Origin of the sequence: Telmatocola sphagniphila, from assembly GCF_018398935.1 — a bacterium.
In the GTDB taxonomy this organism is placed as follows: Bacteria; Planctomycetota; Planctomycetia; order Gemmatales; family Gemmataceae; genus Telmatocola; species Telmatocola sphagniphila.
Genome location: NZ_CP074694.1, coordinates 3,813,313 through 3,830,147, shown reverse-complemented (window position 1 = coordinate 3,830,147; position 16,835 = coordinate 3,813,313). Strand labels below are relative to the sequence as shown.

Below are 16,835 nucleotides of genomic sequence, written 5' to 3'. Positions count from 1 at the left end.
ATGCACTCAAAAAAAATGTACCCTTCATTGAGATTTTGCCCTGTTTTTCTGGAGCGGTCAAGCCTAAACGGATATCTTGATCGACATGATGCCAACTCAAACTGCATCCGACCGCGCCGCGTTCCTCCGACGAATCTGTGAGACGCCTTTTGATGACACGCCCCGACTGATCTATGGGGATTGGCTGGAGGAGATAGGGGAAGTGCGGGAGGCAGAATTTATTCGCGAACAGATTGTGCGACCTTCGATGATAATTTCTCTTGCTACTGATATCGACGAAATTACTGGAGAAAGATTCTTTGAATATGATCAATGCAGGGGATTTTTTGAATCGCTTGAATGCTCTTGCTCCAACTTCATGGAGCACGCGGAAGAGCTATTCTCTGAGCATCCCCTCACGCGGGTGAAGCTGACGGATAAGCGGCCTTTTTCGGATCAACGCGGACCGACCTGGTTAAATAGAGGTCATCCTTTAATTCAAGGATTTCAACCGTCTGAGAATGTGATTGAGACGGAGATCTTCGATCTACTAACCGGATTCAAGAGGCACCGTGGGCCAATCAGTAGGTTCATTGATTCCGAATCTGCCCTCGAAGCTCTCTCCCGCGCCTGCGTAGACTACGGGCGAGAACTGGCGGGACTGCCGAAGATGGTGTGGCCAGTTGAACAGAATAAGTCGAGCTGACAACCGACCTCGCCCACGCCCCGCCCGCCTGTTCTGATACCTGCATGCAACGCAGCTCCTCCAAATGGACCCTGGCCAATCTCCAGCGTCGGCCGCTCTGGCTCCAGCTCGATCCGTAGAGCTGTGATCGCAAGGGGGAATTCACACTGAAGGGAGCCAGGTACGCGCGCCAAGATCCAGAGGCCTTTGAACCCGAGCCTGTGATCCTGCCCCAGAAAGGCGAGTGGTACTTCTTGATCGGAACGGGCGATTTCGAGATGCTGACCTGGATCGACAGCACGACCGGGAAACGGGAGCAGACGTACTACTTTGTGCGGGTGTGAGTCATCTACTTTCGTTAAGTTATTGCCCTTGCGAAATTTGCTCTCAATCGGAATACTATCTCAAGCAAACGTTACTCGTTCCGAGGTCTGTTGCCATGCTGGCCCGTTGCCTGATTGTTTTGTTGTTGTGCTCTCCTTTCACACAGGCCCAAGAAAAATCCTGGATCGGTGAGCAAGTTATGGCAAGGAAACAGGATCAGAAGCAAATCAAGTTCAGCGATTGGAGCAACAACAAGCGGATTTATTACGAGCTGTCGAATTTTCCCGTTTTTACCGTGGACTCAGAGAAAGAAGGCTTGCTTCGAATCTGGGATGGTTTCCGGGAAGGTTGGGTGATAAAGAACGATTTCATTCTGATTGCCGATGCTCCCGAATTTTTCAGCGATATTTACAAAGCCGATCCGAACCAAACCTGGGCTTTATATCGTAGAGCTGTGGCCTGGGACAAAAAAGGGGAACTTGATAATGCGATAATGGATTACACGACATATCTCGGGAAAAACCCAAAAGATACCAGAGCCTACCTCAATCGCGGCCATGCTTGGTTCTGCAAGAAGGAGTACGACAAAGCGCTCTCCGATTTCAACGAGGCGATTCGTCTCGATCCGAACGAGGCAATAGCTTACGGCAATCGAGGCAACGTATGGCGTGGCAAGAAGGAGTACGACAAGGCGTCTCCGATTATTCTGAAGTGATTCGTCTCGATCCGAACTTGGCCGCAGCCTACGGCAGTCGCGGCTTTGCTTGGCTTGGCAAGAAAGAGTACGACAAAGCGCTCTCCGATTACGACGAGGCGATTCGTCTCGATCCGAAAGATGCGTTAACCTGGACTCACAAAGTCTATCTTCTCGCATTGTGCCAGGATGTTAAACTACGGGACATCCCGAAAGCCAAAGAATTGCTTAAACAAGTTATCGAACTACGAAAATCTAGTCCCTACAATAATGAGGCTTTTAGTGTAATCGCTGCGGCCGAAGGTCGATTCGATGAGGCGATCAAATACCAAGAGCAGGCATTGAATAACAAAAATTACGAAAAGGAAGATGGCGAGAAAGCTCGGAAGCGTTTAGAACTCTACAAGCAAAAGAAGCCCTGGCGGGAATGATTAGTAACATTTGCAGCTTTACCTTTCTCTGATATCCTTGGCCGTCAAACGGCTACAAACAAAAAAGGGGCCGAGATCCCTCTCAGCCCCTTCCCATTACCAGCTTCGTGCCCTAGTCCTGGGCAACACGTTGACGGCGCTTGGGTTCAATCACCACCGCAACAGCTGTCGGTTCAGTTCGAGAGTGGTTTTTGGGAACGAAGAATATTCCGCTAGAATTTGTGCGACAGGACGCTGCAGAAAAGGGGGAGTACCCTCGAGGCGATTCGAACGCCTGACCGACGGATTAGAAATCCGTTGCTCTATCCAGCTGAGCTACGAGGGCTTACTACTAAATTATGGGGTCAGCCACGGCGAGAATAGTCCCGTGCGGACGGATTCCCCCTATCCCAACGGCGTGCGGGCCACCACCGAATAGACAGGACCCGAACGGCGAAGTTCACTGGTCATCACCAGAACCTCGTTCACGTCGCAATACCCGGCCTTCCACTCCTCATGATCCCGAATAATCTGCGGCCAGCTAATCTCCTCCGCTTTCTCTCCAGTAATTCGCGGCGCTTCCGTCTCCGCTTCCACCGGCTCGATCCGGCCCAGCGTCAAATGCGGCGTATAGTTCCGTTCTTCCCGACGATAGCAGCCTATCTCCATTAAGGGAGCTTCCAGCTTGGCATGCAGCTTGGCCAGTTGCTCCTGGCCCTCGGAAACTCCGGCCCAAAGCACCTTGGGCCGTCGCGGCGTCGGAAAACAGCCCAGTCCGCCGACGGTGATCTGAAAAGATTTCTGCTTTGCCAAAGATTTCTGCGTCGAACGGCAAATCGCCACCAGATCGAGTTCGTTCACCTCGCCCAGAAAGAGCAGGGTGATGTGGAAATTGTCCTCTGAAACCCACTTCACCGGCGCCCCGGGAAGAGTCAGGCTCAGTTGGAGATCCAGACACGCGGAACGAATTCGCTCGGAAAGTTCCACGGCAATAAATGTACGAAGTCGTGCCATGCTTTTGCTTCAAAAAATTCCTGAAATCACATCGTCAGGGCGGTCTGCCATTCGAATTGCGTGTCGTGATGCAGCCGGGCCCCAATTTGAAGGATGACCTTCATGGCCAGGTAGTTCGCGGCCTTGGTCGCATCGGCGGGGGTGTAGCCGTGCGTAATTCCGTAGAGGAAAGCTCCGGCAAACATGTCGCCAGCGCCCGTCAGATCCTTCGGTTCACAAGGGAAACTGGGTACATGCCCTTCATTGCCGTTGTAGCGGAAGTGGGCTCCCTGGTTGCCGTCGGTCAGCACGGCGTTCGGAACCAGCGATTTCAATTTGGCGAAACTTTCTGCCGCCGAAGTGCCTTGTGTCACAGCGGCGGCCTCGCTCGCATTGCAGAACAACAGATCGCTGCTCTTCAGCACTTCAAAGAAACAATCGCCGAAGACATTGGGAATAAAGGCATCGGAGCAGGTGAGGGCGATTTTCACGCCGTGCCTTTTAGCGATTTGAACCGCTTTGCGCACGGCCGATTGTCCCGTCACGGGATTGGCGATCACATACCCTTCGATGAACAGCCATTCGCTGCTCTTGATGCGTTCCTCATCGACGTGGCGGTCCGCCAAATGACTCGATACGGCCAGACAGGTCCGCATGGTCCGCTCGGCGTCCGGAGTGATCATGATGGCGCTAGTGCCGGTCGTCTCGCCGACGATGATGGGAACGCCCATTTCGATGTTCAGGTGTTCAAATTCGCGATGGTAGAAGAGACCGTAGCGATCGTCGCCGACGCAGCCGATGAAGGCCGCCCGGCCACCCAGCTGAGTGAAGCCAATGATCGAATTGGCGACCGAGCCGCCGGAAGCCAGCCTTGGTTCTTTGCCCTGGAAGCTGTGCAGGAGTTGCTTCTGATCTTCGGCTTCCACGAGTCGCATGGTGCCCCGCTCGAAGCCTAACTGTTTGAAATCTTGGTCGTCGATTTCCAAGAAGATATCGACGATGGCATTGCCCAGACCGCAGATGTGAAAAGTTTTCATAGGTGTTGTTGAATACGAAGTAATTAAATCATTCGCGATGCGTTGAACTATTCGGAGAGGCTCCGCGAATGGTTAGAGTTTCAGGGCTTTTTCAATTCGTTGCAGGCAGACCTCTTTACCCAGCAGCGCCAGGGTATCGAACAGGCTGAAGCCCACTTCCGTTCCTGTGGTCGCGACTCGCAACGGGTGGACCAGATCCGCCGCTTTGACCCCTTTTTCGGTGGCCACATCATGCAGCAACTTGTCGAGGGTGGGAGCGTCGAAGGGGTCGAGCGTTTTCATCTTCTCGGCGAAGGCCGTTAACAGTTCGGCGGCTCCCGCTTTCTTCAGCCGTTTTTCGACTGCTTTGGGATCGTAGCTGATTTCGGCAGTAAGTATCGGTCCGCCGAACTGCAGGATATCGGAATAGAGCTTGATGCGGTCGCCGCAGGCGATCACGATCTGCTTGATCTTTTCGCGGGTGGTAGCGTCGACGTTCTCGCCGATCAGTTGGGCACGCTGCAGGAACGGGATGGAACCTTCGACTTTCTCGTCGATCGGCTTCAGCTTCATGTACTCGCCGCACAGCCAGTAGAGCTTGTCGGGATCGAAGCTGGCCGGGGAATCGTTGACCCGTTCCAGGCCGAAGTTGGCAATCATCTGATCGATGGGAATGAACTCGGCCTTGTCGTCGAGCGACCAGCCGAGCCGGCCGAGGTAATTTACAATCCCTTCCGGCAGGTAGCCCATTTCCTTGTAGAAAGCGACGGTGGCCGGGTTGAGATCGTTGCGGGTTTCAATTTGCTCGTCGGTGTAGCCGATGGCGTTCAGCTTTTTGCGGATATCGGGTGTAACGAACTTGGCCATGTCGCGCTTGCTGAGCTTCTTTTTCGACTTCGGCTCATTCACCACGGGAACGTGGCCGAATTTGGGCATTTCCGCCCCGAGAGCTTCGAAGAACAGCACTTGAACGTAGGTATTGGCCAGGTGTTCGCGGGCCCGAACAATATGGGTGATCTTCAAGGCCATATCGTCCACGGCCGAAGCGAAGTTGTACAGGGCTCGGCCGTCGGCTCGGAGAATCACGGGATCGCCGAGCAGATTGGTCTGCTGTTCGCAATGCCCGCAGATGAGATCTTCGACGACCGAGAGTCGATCCAGCGGCACTTTGAAGCGCAGCGTCGTCGGCTTCTCTTTATAAAGCCGGACGCACTCGGCCGCCGGAGTGTTCCGGTGGGGCCCGCGATGGACGTAAGCTTGTTTGGCAGCGATGGCCGCGGCGCGTTCCGCTTCCAACTCTTCTTTGGTCATGTAGTCCGGGTAGGCGTGCCCGGCTTCGAGGAGCTTCATCGCGGCATCAATGTAGTTCTGATTTCGCTGACTCTGGTAATAGGGGGCATAGGGCCCGTTGATTTCCGGTCCTTCGTCCCAGTTGATGCCGAGCCAGCGAAAGCCGTCCAGAATCGGTTGCAGTGCTTCGGCCCGGTTGCGTTCGCTATCGGTATCGTCAATGCGCAAGATGAATTGCCCACCGTGACGCTTGGTGAGCAGCCAGTTGAACAGGGCCGTGCGGACGCCGCCGATATGAAGGTAACCGGTCGGACTGGGTGCAAATCGGGTACGAATAGCCATACTTCGCTGATAGATGAAGCGCCCGGTTTGGGGCGCGAATGTTCACAAGTTCAGTTATGATATGGAGCAGAGCGAATTGGGGATGGTTATGGCTGCGGGGCAGGGGATTTCTTATTCGGCTTCAGGAGAGGCCGACTCGTCCAGTTTCGATATCGGATGCTGGTGCATGGCCCGGGCTTCAACCATGGTGACCAGTGTACCTTCCTGGACGATTTTGCCTTCCTGATTGGAGATAGCCCTATACCAGTGCATTTCTCCGCGACGGCCGCGGCCCCGGGGTGTCTTCTGAAGTACTCGGGACTTGAGCCGAACGGTATCGCCCGCGAAGATCGGCCCCACAAATTTCCATTCCTTAACGTAAAGGAAAGCAATCGTTCGCATGGGAGGAGAAGAGACGCCGAGGCCGGAGCCGATGGAAAAAACCAGCAGGCCATGCGCGATCGGACGCCGGAAGGGAGTCGATCGGGCAAATTCGTGGTCCATGTGAATCGGGTTGAAATCGCCGGACAGGCCAGCGAAATTGACGATGTCCGTCTCGGTCACAGTTCGGCCGAGTGATTCGAATTCCGCACCAACTTCAACGTCATCAAAATAGAGGTGCGCACTGGAAAAAGACATTGCAGAAATCCGGATACTTTTTGGCCAAGGGCCTCGGGTTCGGAAAGTGGTGACAACCTTCCAAAATGCAGTTTATCAGAAAATGCTTCTTTTCGGCAAGATTAAGTGGGCTAACGAACAAAAAAGAGGGGCGTTTGCCCCGCATTTTTCAAAGGGATTAGAGGAGCTACTCCAAAGTCAGATCTCCCGCTGCCGGAGTTATCAGGGACCAAAATATCGACGGGGTAATTGAAGGGGCTACTGTGCGCACCGAGCCGTCAAAAAAGGCAGTTTGTATTCCCGAGGCAAGATGGGAGCTTAAGACATGCGGATTGAAGTTACGGGGGTCGGGTGCGGGCTGAAAGGTAACACCCGACGTTGAAGGGTGGGTGAGGATAGGAAGTTTATTGGGAGTTACTGGAATCACATCTCCCCAGAGTTCGTCGCTAAAACTGGGCGTTCTCCAAATCCAGTCGTACTGAAAAACGGGGATATCGTAGCGAATCGAGCCGCCGACAACCCGCGAACCGGCACGGGCATAGCGGTCGGCAAATGCGATGGTGTTCGAAGTGCCATCGGGAAATCCCGAGTCGTAGTTTCTTTCCATCAAAAATGCGACAGCATTGAACGCATAACTGATATTTCCCCAGGAATCATCGGAGACCGGGAAGACGCTGAGCGAGGGATCGGTTGGGCTCAGGTACACTTTGAGCGTCAAGTCTCCTACCTTTTGAGAGGCAGCTAGCGATCCGGTATGGTAGGTGACCATCGGGCACTGCAAGTACGATTCGAGAGTTTTGAAGAGCAACGTCTTGGGTTGTTGCTGTTCGTACCGGGGATGAAAGGGTATATAGCTCGGCACTTTCCCCTGATGATCCGTTGCGTGAGTGACAGTGGCCAAGGCGATTTGTCGAAGATTATTGGAACTCTCTAGGCGACGAGCTTGGGTTCTTACCGCCTGAATGGCTGCCAGAAGTAATCCGATCATCAGCCCGACGATGGCGAAAACCACCAAGACTTCGATGAGTGTGAAAGCAAAGCTTCGAGAGTGGAGTGAAGTTCTTTTCATACCCATCCCTGGGACTTCATGGAAGTTTCAAAAACGCTTTTCACGACAATCCACTAGAATATTTCGCTTTCGATGATGCTCAAAAATTCTGGGTAGCATCCCCCGCGTTGGGAGTTACCAGCGACCAGAAAACGGACGGAGCGATGGTTGGAGTTATGGTCCGGACTGAGCCATCGAAAAAAGCCGTTTCCAACCCGGATTTTACGTGCGAACTTAGAAGGCTCGGATTGAAATTGTGAGGGTCCGGCGCCGGCTGAAAGGTCAAACCGGGCACCGAGGGTTGAGTTGTGATAGGTACTGAATTAGTGGTTACCGGAACAACATCTCCCCACAATTCATCCGCGAAACTCGGCACTCTCCAGAAGATGTCGTACTGGAATCCGGTAACGTCATAGCGTAAATTGCCTCCTCGGACCGAAATGTCTGCTCGGGCATAACGATCCGCGAAGGCGATGGTATTTGAAGTTCCATCCGAAAAACTGGAGTTCAAATTTTTATCGAGCAAAAATGCATAGGCATTGAAGGCGTAACTGATATTGCCCCAAGACTCTTGAGACACGGGAAATGCCGCCAAGGAAGAATCGGTCGGGCTCAGAAAGATTTTGGGTGTTAGAAATTCCAGATCGTCATCTTTGGTATGAAAGGTAACCATCGGACATTGAAAATAAGGCTGCAATTTTTGTAATAGCGACCCCTTTTTCTTAATGCCTTTGTATTTCGGATGATAGGGGACGTAGCTAGGAAGTACTCCTTGTCGATCGGATGCGAAATTATGCGTTGCGATAATGATTTGCCGTAGATTGTTGGCACTTTCCATTCGGTTTGCCTGAAGTCTTACCATTTGAATTGCGGAAAGCAACAAGCCGATCATCGAGCCAATTATGGCTATGACGACAATCGTTTCTATTAAGCTAAATCCTCGATTTATATATCGCACGGATTGATTTCTCATGTTCTTCCTTGAAAAATTTATTTGTAATAGTTAAACCTCGAAATCATAAGACTATGGCTTCAAACCTGTTAAATTGTCCGCCTCATCTGTCAGAGTTTTGGTGTTGCCCAGATTGTCTTTGAACGTCGCCGTTACTTTGACATGGTACGCTACTTGAAGCTTTGCATTATCACTCGTTTCGAATGTAGCTGAAGCGGGGGAGGGAATGACGGCAGGTGCAACTGCTTGAAAAGCACCAGAACCTATCGATACGGAGGCATTCATAAATCCGATTTTCTGAGTGATATTAACAGAGATTAGCTGTAACGTATAGCCATTCCCAAGCACGTGAGAAACAGAAACTTCTACTTTCATCCCATCTTTTGAAACTACAGGTGCCAATGTTACTGAATTCCCACCATCATTCTGCGCTCTTAGATCAGACGCAAAGAATAATACTGTGAATAAAACAATTGCAACCTCTTCATTAGTGATTCTCCTTTGGTGCTGTAAGTGAATCGCTAACTAGCCAGTTTCATAGTAAATCTGATTTTGGCGAGTTTTGCGAGGAATGCATATGAAATGCTGTTGTTACGAGAAACCAGCGTGCTCAAAAGGCTTTCATAATTGCACTCTTCGACGAATGGTAATCTAACTTTATAAAAAGTAAATAGAAAATAATTTTAAAATAAAAAATAAATTACAAAAATACTGACAGTGATTTGCAGTGCTCAATGTCGCGTCGATATTATCCCAATAACAACGGCACCTTCTCCCTCAAATGATCGATTTCCGCCAACGTTTCCCCCAGATATGTCAGTAATTTCAGGTCGTCTCGGGTGACCGTGCCGCCGGAGAAGAGCCAGGAGCGGACGCGCAGTAGTTTGTACAACTTCACCAGCTTGCGGTCGGAGATAAAGATCTTGTCCTCCCGAGCGAGTGTCTTGATTAGCCGTTGAAACTCTCGGAATGTCTCGGCCGGGAAGAACTTTTTTCGGTCGTTGAGTTCCTCGCCCTGAGGATCGGTTTCCTGCTGGGCAAACTGATAAGTGAGGTATCGATTCGCTTTCAAGAAATCTTCGAGGCTGGCTATGCCTTCGGCCCAGGGCTTCTGATTGAGCGATTTCGAACTCTCGGACTGTAGACCGGAATCAATCAGTTCCGTGAAGTACTCGTCGCGGACCGATCGACTTTGGACTTTGAGTACAAATCGATCTCTAAGCGCCGCTAATTCTCCCTGCTCGGGAATTTCGTTGGTCGCGGCGAAGAGAATTCGCAGCGGGACCGATTCGGGCATGCCGTCCTGGTAGAATTTCCGCTCGTTGATGATCGTCAGCAGGATATTCAAAATGGCCGAGTTCGATTTGAAGATCTCATCCAGGAAGGCGATGCGGGCGGTCGGCAATTTTCCTTCCTTGCGGCGGATATATTTCCCTTCCCGCAATTCCTGGATATCGATCGCCCCGATTATCTCGGAGGGTTCGGTAAACCGAGTGAGCATATATTCGAAGTAATCTTCCTGGCTCACCCCTAAAGCGTCCTTGAATTTGACGACCAGTTCCGACTTGGCCGTGCCGGGAGGGCCGACGATCAAAATCGGCTCCTGAGCCACGGCCGCGACGACCATCAGGTCGATAATTTCCTGCTTTTTGACGAAAAATCGGCTGAGCGCTTCCCGAAATCGGCTGATCCGCTTGCGGATGGCATCGGCTTCCTTTCGCAACTCGTCCTGAGACCAATCTTCGCGTACGGGGTTCTTCGCCATATCTTCATCCGCAGTCGGGGGTATTCTGATATCATTCCGCCTGAATTGTATAGGCGAAGCGCCGGCTAAATGCTGTGGACGCTATTTACTTCACCCATACGATTAAATAAACGGGCGACTGTTGTTCAAGCAGCATCGTCCTTTTGTCCGGGGCGGGAATTCTCAACTAATTAATATTGTGAACCCGCCTTTCGGCACAAAGGACCATTCTCAAGTACACCCTGCCTCAATACGGGCACAGGAGCGGATGCATGGTGCATCTGCCGGGGGTGCTTTTTTCATTTGGGGAGCCGGGCAGGCGGCCGGCCGATCACAAAACTATGCTCGATAAAGTTCGAAACATCGGCATCATTGCCCACGTGGACGCGGGCAAAACGACCACAACCGAGCGTATTCTCTACTACTCCGGTACCAAGCACAAGGTCGGCGATATCGACGACGGCGACACCACGACCGACTTCGACCCGGAAGAACGCGCCCGCGGTATTACCATTAACTCGGCCGCCGTTTCCATCGACTGGAAAGACCACGAAGGTAACGATATTGCCATCAATATCATCGATACCCCCGGTCACGTTGACTTCACGGCCGAAGTGGAACGCTCTCTCCGCGTGCTCGATGGCGGAGTCACGGTGTTCTGCGCCGTCGGTGGTGTGGAAGTCCAGTCCGAAACGGTCTGGTTCCAGGCCAACAAGTACAAAGTGCCGCGCGTCGCTTATGTGAACAAACTCGACCGACTGGGATCGGACTTTTTCGCCTGCGTCGATCAGATGCGGACGAAACTGCACGCCGTGCCGGCCGTTTGCACGATTCCCGCCGGGGAACATGATCAGTTCAAAGGGATTATCGACCTTATCCGAATGAAATTCGTCAAGAAGGACATGAACGATAAGACCAACCAGAAGTACGAGCTGATCGAAATTCCGGATGAACACAAAGCGGCGGCCGCCAAGCATCGCGAAGCCCTGCTGGACGTGGCTTCCGCTGCGGACGATGCGATGATGGAAGCGATCCTGGAAGGCCAGGAGATTCCCGAAAAGCAACTGCTCGCAGCGCTCCGTAAGGGGACCTTGGAAGGCAAATTCAACCCGGTCCACTGTGGAACTTCCAAGATGTTCCATGGAGTTCGGGAACTTTTGGACATGGTGGTCGACTTCCTGCCCAGTCCGGTGGATCGTCCTCCCGTCGAAGGCTTCAACCCGAAGACCAAGACGAAGGAACAGCGCAAACCGGATACGAAAGAGCCTTTCAGCGGACTGGCCTTCAAAACGGTTACCGAACCGACCGGTGACTTGGTGTACGTTCGCGTCTATTCCGGTGTGTTGAAGCAAGGCGATACCGTTCTCAATACGACGGTGGGCCGGGAAGAACGTATTGCCCGACTTTACCGCATGATGGGGAATGAAAAGCAGGTCCTGGAAGAAGCCACACCCGGTATGATTGCCGCCGTCGTCGGTCTCAAGCAGACCTACACCGGCCATACCCTGTGTTCGGAGACCCACCCGATTGCTCTGGAAGCGATCACGTTCCCGAAACCGGTTATTTCGATGGCGATCATTCCGGACAAAACGACCGATTCGGACAAGCTGGGTATGGCCATCAACAAGCTGACCCGCGACGATCCGACGATCAAGTTCCATACGGACGAAGAAACCAAGGACCTGATCCTCTCCGGGATGGGCGAGCTTCACCTGGAAGTTTCCGTCGGTAAGTTGATGCGTAATCCGGGCGTGAAAGTGACGACGGGTAAACCGCGCGTTGCTTATCGTCAATGTCTGGCCCGGGCGATGGAATACGAAACCCGCTACATCAAGCAGACCGGCGGTAGCGGTAAGTTCGCTGTGATTCGGATGCGGTATACTCCGCTGGATGCGGAAGGCATCGAACGCTGGAAGAACAAGATGGCGGAGGATGGGGAACAACCCGATCCCAACAACGTCTACTTCGCCAGCGAAATCGTCGGGGGTGTGGTTCCTAAGGAATTCATCCCGGCCGTGGAAGCCGGTATCCGCGAAGTCGCCAAGAAGGGGGCCAAGTTCGGCTTCCCGGTGGTTGACGTCGAGTGTGTGCTTTATGACGGTAAGACCCACGATGTGGACTCTTCGCAGGACGCGTTCAAATTGGCCGGTAAGGAATCTTTCCGCGAAGTGCAATTGGTCGCGGGGATTCGACTGCTGGAACCGATCATGAAAGTGGTTGTGGTTTCTCCTGAAAGTTATCAGGGGGCGATCACCGGCGATATCAACCGTCGTCGCGGGATCATCGAAGAAATCAGCTCGGAAAAGGGCCGCGGCTACATCAATGCCAAGGTTCCGCTGGCGAATCTCTTCGGTTATACCAGCGACCTGCGTGGGGCGACCTCGGGCACCGCAAGCTTCAGCATGGAGTTCAGCCACTACCAGGAAGTCCGCGAAGAACTGGCGGATATTCCCAAGCCCGACGCCAAGAAGTAAAGATCCTCCAGGGACGCGAAAGCGTCCCTTTTTTTGTTTGCCCCAGCCCAAAATTAAACCCCGATTTCCAGAGAGGTAGCCTGACAATGACTCGCGGAACCGTCGCATTTTTTGTCCCGTTAACTCTTCTGTTTCTGACCGGCTGCACCGAAGAAACGAGTGAAGGCAATAAGCTGACGGTGAAGTTCGCCTTCTGGGTACCGTTGGCGGTAATTCTGGGGGGACTCGCCGCAGGGGTGATCGGGTTCTTTCTGAAACGCGTGAATTCCAAGTACGGCTGGACACTTCTGATTGTCGGACCGGTAGCCGCCCTGGTAGCTGGACCGGGGATGTTTAATGATCACCTGATCGTGGATGACGATCATTTTGAACTGCAAACCGGCTTCTGGTTCTCGCCCAAGGTGCATAACGTGAAGTTTGCGGACATCGTCGAGATAGAAATCAAGGACGAACAGAACGGCCGTAACCGAAGTACTTCTATGTTCTGCAAGAGCAAGAACGGAACTGTGGACAAAGTGCCCGTGGGCGATCTGATGAAGCAAGGGGCTATGGACCGGATCATCGAGCGGGCGCAGAAGCAGGGATTTCAGAAGAGGGGGTAGGGCGAAAAACGAATTATCGAGTAAGTGAACCGAAATAATACTTATTTTTTTCTTGCCTATGAATGGGCTTTTGGCACGCGACTCTGACTAGAACCAATTCACTTTGAATGAAGGTAGTTCTTTTTCGCTACAAAATTTTGGCGGTACATTTCAATCGCTCATGAATTCTAGAATTTTCTAGTCAAAAAAATTTTCACTACAAAGCAGAAAGCAGCTTAAATTTGAAAAATAATTTATTTTTCCGGTTGACATGAGCTTTTTGCGGTTTAACATGCCCTCATGTTAAAAATAATTTTATTCGCGGCTTTCAGCATTTGTTCATTTGCAATAGTTTTTATGACCCTGCCTAGCCAAGTAATTCATGAGAGGATTTATCTGGATCAACCAGATGTATTCATTGAGAATGCCAGACAATTTGAAAGTTCAAATATTAAAGTGAAGTTAGTTAATGCGACCTTGCAGCCAATTGCAATAGTTAATGCATTGTCCTCTTGTTCTTGTTCATCACCGATGATTGAGAAAGAAAAGTTGGAGCCGGGTGAGTATTCGAGCATAAATGTTGTTTTTAAAGCAGGTAATCTGCAAGGTGAGGCCGAGAGGAAAATTGAATTTATTTGTAAATATAAAGAAAAAACATTGAATGTCGTACTGAAAATAAAGGCCCAAATTCTGCCGAGGCTAAAACTAGATAAGAAGATTATTGAAATTGATAAATGTACTCAGAAAATTGATTTGCAGATCCAACCGGGCGTGATTGGCTTGGATCAGATTCTGGAAGTGTCAAGTACTACAAATTTGGTTGCTGTAGTGCAAGGTCAGACGTCAGGGGTGTATATATTAAGCGTAAGTCCGCATGCGCTACTGAGCGAATTTGTCGGGCATACGATTGTGGTTAAAACATCTGAGCCGCCCGCTTTTTGGCCAAGAATTCCTTTTATTATTAAAAAGTAAGCCCATGAAAGCAAAATTAGTCCATTCTAAAAAGGATTTGATTATGATTAGAGAAAAATTCGCTAATTCTTCTTGTCGTGCAATGTGTTTCTGTTTCGCGATCATTACGGTAGGGGCCGTGATTACTCATCAACAGGTTAGGGGGGACGATTGTGAACAGATGCTCTTTCAGGAGCCTTGTGGAGAAACATTTGGTTCGCCTTGCGATCTTTATACTTCGCTGACGGATTGCGAAAGCAATATCTATAGCACTACTGAACAAGAAGAAGTTTTGCGTACAATCCGAAATTCATATTCAAGAGTAAGAATGACATCTATGGCTCAATTAGTTTGTACGACTGATTATGATTGCAAATGGGATGGCGTCAACAAAAAATGCAAATCAAATCTACGGAAAGTGAATAAGTGGGGTGCGCCTATATATCAGCAAGATGGCTGCGATCCCAACAATCCTAATGCACCTTGGCCAGTAGTAATTCTGCCCGCGCAGCCAGCTGAAATGGGGTGGCCATTGATACTTGATAAGTGCGACGATTTTTTCAGTATGGAGTAGCTTGCTCGCGGCCTGTACAAAGTTTTGTCTGAAGAATTTGAATTTACTATCTGTGGGGTTCAGGATGTTTTGTCTTGCAGTACTCTCAATAGCAATGCAACTAAAACCTCAGTTTGCAGACCCATCACAACTTTTACACAAGATTTTCGAGCGACGAGCAAGCAGTAATATTAGTATCAAGTTGTCCATTGATCGCGAGGAGGTGTTTTCCTCAGGCAAGACGAGAAGAAAGCATCTCATTCTTGGTCATGCACAATTTGGCAGGAGAATTTATTGCGAATTGCATCGCGACGAGGGGCGTGAAAGTTATAGCTACAAACTTTGTAATGGCTGCTATCAGCCCGACAGAGATCTATTCTTTGTTAGTTCCTCCGAGAGTAATGACACCAAGCCATTTTTATTCGCAAGAACTAAAAAGGAAGCTTATGAAAGCAAAATGGTTTTTGATTTGAGATTGATCGGCTTCTATACGTTTGAACCGGAAGGAATTGATTCCGATTATACCCGTCCTTATTTGCTCGAAATTTATGAGAAGCCGCGGGTGAACAGTTCTTTATCCCATGGCGACATTTGTTGTATAGAACTCCGGTTCAAAGATAAATCAGGCTATCTCAGGTATTTTATCAATTTAAAATTGAATAGATTAGAGAAAACGACTCTTGAGGATTCGCAATTTAGTAGTTCGGTAAGTGTCGAATCTATTTATAACTCTAACAGCGATTTATTTCCGACTAAGATCAAAAAGACGATCTCTTCCGGCAATTATAAGTTAGTGGAAGACGTCGTGATTAGCGAGGTTCGATGGCTGGCAAAAATTGAAGATTTTGATTGGAGTCCTGGCGTCGTCGGCTTTCATCCCAACGTGTTTGTTGCCTGTACAGTTTTGTTAAACAAAAAAAATCCCGTTCAATCTAGTCTTTTTTATGACGGTAAAGTTCTCAGACAGCCTACGTCACAAGAGATTGAAATTTACGGCATGAAGTTTGATTCTTTGGACGAATTTCCAAGCGATAATGCTAGTGTAGTGTCTCACACAGAATGTGTTTTATCCAAGGTAGCCCTCGCCCGGCGGACTTTCTCCAGAATAGCCTCGGCTTTGGCGGTCCACTGGAATCCCTTTCCTGTGTTGTTGTGATGATCGATGTAGCCTTCAATCGCCTGGATTAATTGCGGCACGCTTCGAAATGTCCCTCGACGCAGTCGTTTGTCCGTCAAGTCGCGAAACCAACGCTCCACCAGATTCATCCAGGAACTACTCGTGGGGATGAAATGCATGTGGAATCGAGGATGCCGGGCTAGCCAACGCTTAACTTTGGGATGCTTATGCGTAGCGTAGTTATCCACGATCAAATGCAAATCCAAGGACGGATCGGTGGCCGTCTCGATCCGTTTGAGAAACTTGATCCATTCCTGGTGTCGATGTCGCGGCATGCACTCGCCAATCACAATTCCCTCGGCCACGTTCAAAGCCGCGAACAGAGTGGTGGTGCCATGACGCATGTAATCGTGAGTCAGAGTGCCGCAACGGCCGGGTACCATGGGCAAGCTTTTTTGCGTGCGATCAAGGGCTTGTATCTGACTCTTCTCATCGCAACTGAGCACCAGGGCGTGCTCGGGAGGGTTCAAGTACAAGCCCACTACATCCCACAGTTTCTCGGCGAATTGAGGATCATTCGATACCTTGAAGGTCTTATGCAAATGAGGCTTCAGACCGTGGGACGACCAGACCCGCTGCACGGTGGCTTTGCTCACTCCTACCTCTTGGGCCATCGTTCGTGTGCTCCAATGAGTCGCACCGGATGGTTTCTCCTGAGTGGTCTTGCGGAGAATTTCTTCGACGACTTTCCGGCTGATCGCTGGCGTTCGACCCGGCCGCGAAGCGTCCCGTTCGATACCCGCCAAACGCAGCTTCGCAAATCGGGTCCGCCAGCGCGCCACCGTGGGCTTCGACGTGCCGCATTCCTCAGCAATGTCCTTGTTCCGTACACCCGCGGCCGCTGCGAGTATGATCTTCGCCCGCAGGACCAGCCGAGCGGGAGTACTTCGTCCCCGAGACCAAGAAGTCAAAGTTTGTCGTTCCTCGTCAGAAAGTAAGATTGGCAGCGCGACTTTCATGGGTTTTCTCCTCCTCTATAGAGTAAACCGCAAAAAGGAGCTAAAAGTAACGCTATTTCTGGGACA

The 16,835-nt window shown here is 50.7% G+C and carries 18 protein-coding genes and 1 tRNA gene; 9 read left to right on the top strand and 10 right to left on the bottom strand.

Going from position 1 to position 16,835, the window contains the following annotated elements:
* Positions 1–85: 85 nt before the first annotated feature.
* From KIH39_RS15190 to KIH39_RS15180, 4 genes are all read left to right on the top strand, one after another.
* A complete protein-coding gene (locus KIH39_RS15190) occupies positions 86–685 on the top strand; it encodes a TIGR02996 domain-containing protein (RefSeq protein WP_246539703.1) in 600 nt (199 codons plus the stop codon).
* A 200-nt stretch (positions 686–885) separates the two neighbouring features.
* Complete coding sequence (locus KIH39_RS26860) at positions 886–1,008, top strand: hypothetical protein (protein ID WP_261352904.1); 123 nt, start codon at positions 886–888, stop codon at positions 1,006–1,008.
* Positions 1,009–1,187: 179 nt separating this feature from the next.
* Entirely contained in the window at positions 1,188–1,703 is a 516-nt protein-coding gene (locus KIH39_RS15185; protein WP_213494080.1) for a tetratricopeptide repeat protein, read from the top strand.
* Positions 1,652–2,113 carry a tetratricopeptide repeat protein gene (locus KIH39_RS15180; protein WP_213494079.1) on the top strand — a complete coding sequence of 154 codons (462 nt, stop codon included), beginning with the start codon at positions 1,652–1,654 and terminating at the stop codon, positions 2,111–2,113. The genes KIH39_RS15185 and KIH39_RS15180 overlap by 52 nt, the downstream gene beginning before the upstream one ends.
* 251 nt (positions 2,114–2,364) lie before the next feature.
* Here the strand turns inward: KIH39_RS15180 and KIH39_RS15175 are convergent.
* The 9 genes from KIH39_RS15175 to KIH39_RS15135 form a co-directional block, all read right to left on the bottom strand.
* Positions 2,365–2,438, bottom strand: a tRNA-Arg gene (locus KIH39_RS15175).
* Positions 2,439–2,497: 59 nt separating this feature from the next.
* Positions 2,498–3,106: an RNA 2',3'-cyclic phosphodiesterase gene (gene thpR, locus KIH39_RS15170; RefSeq protein ID WP_213494078.1), complete on the bottom strand. Its 609-nt coding sequence runs from the start codon at positions 3,104–3,106 to the stop codon at positions 2,498–2,500.
* 26 nt (positions 3,107–3,132) lie between these two features.
* Positions 3,133–4,122, bottom strand: a complete 990-nt coding sequence (locus tag KIH39_RS15165; RefSeq protein WP_213494077.1) for an adenosine kinase — start codon at positions 4,120–4,122, stop codon at positions 3,133–3,135.
* A gap of 72 nt (positions 4,123–4,194) precedes the next feature.
* A complete protein-coding gene (gene gltX / locus KIH39_RS15160) occupies positions 4,195–5,733 on the bottom strand; it encodes a glutamate--tRNA ligase (RefSeq protein WP_213494076.1) in 1,539 nt (512 codons plus the stop codon).
* A 111-nt stretch (positions 5,734–5,844) separates the two neighbouring features.
* The gene (locus tag KIH39_RS15155; protein WP_213494075.1) at positions 5,845–6,351 is read right to left on the bottom strand and encodes a MaoC family dehydratase; all 507 of its coding nucleotides are present in this window, start codon (positions 6,349–6,351) and stop codon (positions 5,845–5,847) included.
* Positions 6,352–6,517: 166 nt separating this feature from the next.
* The gene (locus KIH39_RS15150; RefSeq protein WP_213494074.1) at positions 6,518–7,399 is read right to left on the bottom strand and encodes a DUF1559 family PulG-like putative transporter; all 882 of its coding nucleotides are present in this window, start codon (positions 7,397–7,399) and stop codon (positions 6,518–6,520) included.
* Positions 7,400–7,478: 79 nt separating this feature from the next.
* Positions 7,479–8,336: a DUF1559 family PulG-like putative transporter gene (locus KIH39_RS15145; protein ID WP_213494073.1), complete on the bottom strand. Its 858-nt coding sequence runs from the start codon at positions 8,334–8,336 to the stop codon at positions 7,479–7,481.
* A gap of 66 nt (positions 8,337–8,402) precedes the next feature.
* Positions 8,403–8,705: a hypothetical protein gene (locus KIH39_RS15140; RefSeq protein WP_213494072.1), complete on the bottom strand. Its 303-nt coding sequence runs from the start codon at positions 8,703–8,705 to the stop codon at positions 8,403–8,405.
* A gap of 373 nt (positions 8,706–9,078) precedes the next feature.
* Positions 9,079–10,095, bottom strand: coding sequence for an AAA family ATPase (locus KIH39_RS15135; protein WP_213494071.1), 1,017 nt, complete (start codon positions 10,093–10,095; stop codon positions 9,079–9,081).
* A 251-nt stretch (positions 10,096–10,346) separates the two neighbouring features.
* Between KIH39_RS15135 and fusA the strand changes: the two genes are divergently transcribed.
* From fusA to KIH39_RS15110, 5 genes are all read left to right on the top strand, one after another.
* On the top strand, positions 10,347–12,548 hold the full coding sequence (gene fusA, locus KIH39_RS15130) for an elongation factor G (protein ID WP_213494070.1): 2,202 nt from the start codon (positions 10,347–10,349) through the stop codon (positions 12,546–12,548).
* Positions 12,549–12,634: 86 nt separating this feature from the next.
* Positions 12,635–13,150 carry a hypothetical protein gene (locus tag KIH39_RS15125; RefSeq protein WP_213494069.1) on the top strand — a complete coding sequence of 172 codons (516 nt, stop codon included), beginning with the start codon at positions 12,635–12,637 and terminating at the stop codon, positions 13,148–13,150.
* Positions 13,151–13,486: 336 nt separating this feature from the next.
* Entirely contained in the window at positions 13,487–14,101 is a 615-nt protein-coding gene (locus KIH39_RS15120; RefSeq protein ID WP_213494068.1) for a DUF1573 domain-containing protein, read from the top strand.
* 4 nt (positions 14,102–14,105) lie between these two features.
* Complete coding sequence (locus KIH39_RS15115) at positions 14,106–14,654, top strand: hypothetical protein (RefSeq protein WP_213494067.1); 549 nt, start codon at positions 14,106–14,108, stop codon at positions 14,652–14,654.
* Between the two features lie 64 nt (positions 14,655–14,718).
* Positions 14,719–15,789 carry a hypothetical protein gene (locus KIH39_RS15110; protein ID WP_213494066.1) on the top strand — a complete coding sequence of 357 codons (1,071 nt, stop codon included), beginning with the start codon at positions 14,719–14,721 and terminating at the stop codon, positions 15,787–15,789.
* Here KIH39_RS15110 and KIH39_RS15105 read toward each other — a convergent pair.
* The gene (locus KIH39_RS15105) at positions 15,684–16,769 is read right to left on the bottom strand and encodes an IS630 family transposase (RefSeq protein WP_213494065.1); all 1,086 of its coding nucleotides are present in this window, start codon (positions 16,767–16,769) and stop codon (positions 15,684–15,686) included. The genes KIH39_RS15110 and KIH39_RS15105 overlap by 106 nt on opposite strands.
* Between the last annotated feature and the right edge of the window lie 66 nt (positions 16,770–16,835).

Excerpts from the sequence above, each read along its gene's own strand:
- KIH39_RS15190 (WP_246539703.1), top strand. The coding sequence starts at position 86 with ATGATGCCAACTCAAACTGCATCCGACCGCGCCGCGTTCCTCCGACGA.
- KIH39_RS15185 (WP_213494080.1), top strand. The coding sequence starts at position 1,188 with ATGGCAAGGAAACAGGATCAGAAGCAAATCAAGTTCAGCGATTGGAGC.
- KIH39_RS15180 (WP_213494079.1), top strand. The coding sequence starts at position 1,652 with ATGGCGTGGCAAGAAGGAGTACGACAAGGCGTCTCCGATTATTCTGAA.
- thpR (WP_213494078.1), bottom strand. The coding sequence starts at position 3,106 with ATGGCACGACTTCGTACATTTATTGCCGTGGAACTTTCCGAGCGAATT.
- KIH39_RS15165 (WP_213494077.1), bottom strand. The coding sequence starts at position 4,122 with ATGAAAACTTTTCACATCTGCGGTCTGGGCAATGCCATCGTCGATATC.
- gltX (WP_213494076.1), bottom strand. The coding sequence starts at position 5,733 with ATGGCTATTCGTACCCGATTTGCACCCAGTCCGACCGGTTACCTTCAT.
- KIH39_RS15155 (WP_213494075.1), bottom strand. The coding sequence starts at position 6,351 with ATGTCTTTTTCCAGTGCGCACCTCTATTTTGATGACGTTGAAGTTGGT.
- KIH39_RS15150 (WP_213494074.1), bottom strand. The coding sequence starts at position 7,399 with ATGAAAAGAACTTCACTCCACTCTCGAAGCTTTGCTTTCACACTCATC.
- KIH39_RS15140 (WP_213494072.1), bottom strand. The coding sequence starts at position 8,705 with ATGAAAGTAGAAGTTTCTGTTTCTCACGTGCTTGGGAATGGCTATACG.
- KIH39_RS15135 (WP_213494071.1), bottom strand. The coding sequence starts at position 10,095 with ATGGCGAAGAACCCCGTACGCGAAGATTGGTCTCAGGACGAGTTGCGA.
- fusA (WP_213494070.1), top strand. The coding sequence starts at position 10,347 with ATGGTGCATCTGCCGGGGGTGCTTTTTTCATTTGGGGAGCCGGGCAGG.
- KIH39_RS15125 (WP_213494069.1), top strand. The coding sequence starts at position 12,635 with ATGACTCGCGGAACCGTCGCATTTTTTGTCCCGTTAACTCTTCTGTTT.
- KIH39_RS15120 (WP_213494068.1), top strand. The coding sequence starts at position 13,487 with ATGACCCTGCCTAGCCAAGTAATTCATGAGAGGATTTATCTGGATCAA.
- KIH39_RS15115 (WP_213494067.1), top strand. The coding sequence starts at position 14,106 with ATGAAAGCAAAATTAGTCCATTCTAAAAAGGATTTGATTATGATTAGA.
- KIH39_RS15110 (WP_213494066.1), top strand. The coding sequence starts at position 14,719 with ATGTTTTGTCTTGCAGTACTCTCAATAGCAATGCAACTAAAACCTCAG.
- KIH39_RS15105 (WP_213494065.1), bottom strand. The coding sequence starts at position 16,769 with ATGAAAGTCGCGCTGCCAATCTTACTTTCTGACGAGGAACGACAAACT.